Source organism: Streptomyces sp. NPDC058674 (assembly GCF_042716505.1).
Classification (GTDB): domain Bacteria; phylum Actinomycetota; class Actinomycetes; order Streptomycetales; family Streptomycetaceae; genus Streptomyces.
This window is the reverse complement of record NZ_JBHXSC010000144.1, coordinates 1-1,301: the sequence shown is the minus strand read 5'-3', so window position 1 is coordinate 1,301 and position 1,301 is coordinate 1. Positions and strand designations below refer to the sequence as shown.

Genomic DNA, 1,301 nt, shown 5'->3' with positions numbered 1-1,301 from the left:
ATGAGGGCGTCCATGAGGCGCAGGCCTTCGAAGGCGTCGCGGGCGTAGCGGACTTCGCCTTCGTAGATGTCGTGGAGGTCTTGTTCGACGTAGGCGCGGGTGAGGGCGGCGCCGCCGAGGATGACGGGGTAGTCGGCGGCGAGCTTGCGCTGGTTGAGTTCCTGGAGGTTCTCCTTCATGATCACCGTTGACTTGACCAGGAGGCCGGACATGCCGATCACGTCCGCCCGGTGCTCCTGCGCGGCTTCCAGGATCGCCGAGACCGGCTGCTTGATGCCGATGTTCACGACGTTGTAGCCGTTGTTCGTCAAGATGATGTCGACGAGGTTCTTGCCGATGTCGTGGACGTCGCCGCGGACGGTGGCCAGCACGATCGTGCCCTTGCCGTCCGCGTCGCTCTTCTCCATGTGCGGCTCCAGATAGGCCACCGCCGTCTTCATGACCTCCGCGGACTGGAGCACGAAGGGAAGCTGCATCTGCCCGGAACCGAACAGCTCGCCGACGACCTTCATCCCCGCCAGCAGGGTGTCGTTGACGATGTCCAGCGCCGGACGGCTCTCGAGCGCCTCGGCGAGGTCCGCGTCCAGACCGTTCTTCTCACCGTCGATGATCCGCCGCTGGAGCCGCTCGTCCAGCGGCAGCGCGAGAAGCTCCTGCGCCCGGCCGGCCTTCAGCGACGTGGTGTTGACGCCCTCGAAGAGCGCCATCAGCTTCTGCAGCGGGTCATAGCCCTCCGCACGCCGGTCGTAGATCAGGTCGAGGGCGGTGGTGACCTGCTCGTCGTCGAAACGCGCGATGGGCAGGATCTTGCTCGCGTGGACGATCGCAGAGTCCAGCCCGGCCTTGACGCACTCGTCCAGGAACACCGAGTTCAACAACACCCGCGCCGCCGGGTTCAAACCGAAGGAGATGTTCGACAGACCCAGCGTGGTCTGGACGTCGGGATGGCGGCGCTTGAGCTCGCGGATCGCCTCGATCGTCGCGATGCCGTCCCCCCGGGACTCCTCCTGCCCGGTGCAGATCGTGAAGGTCAGCGTGTCGATGAGGATGTCCGACTCGCGGATCCCCCAGTTGGCGGTGAGGTCCGCGATCAGCCGCTGCGCGATGGCGACCTTGTGCTCGACGGTGCGGGCCTGGCCCTCCTCGTCGATCGTCAACGCGATCAACGCCGCCCCGTGCTCCCGCGCCAACGCGGTGACCTGAGCGAACCGCGACTGCGGACCGTCACCGTCCTCATAGTTCACCGAGTTGATGACCGCACGCCCGCCCAGCTTCTCCAGACCCGCCCGGATCACCGGGAC

The 1,301-nt window shown here is 66.3% G+C and carries 1 protein-coding gene; it reads right to left on the bottom strand.

The annotated features are described in order from the left end of the window. On the bottom strand, nt 1-1,301 hold a 1,301-nt coding region (locus tag ACFWU6_RS33670; protein ID WP_383985295.1), incomplete at both ends, for a dihydropteroate synthase.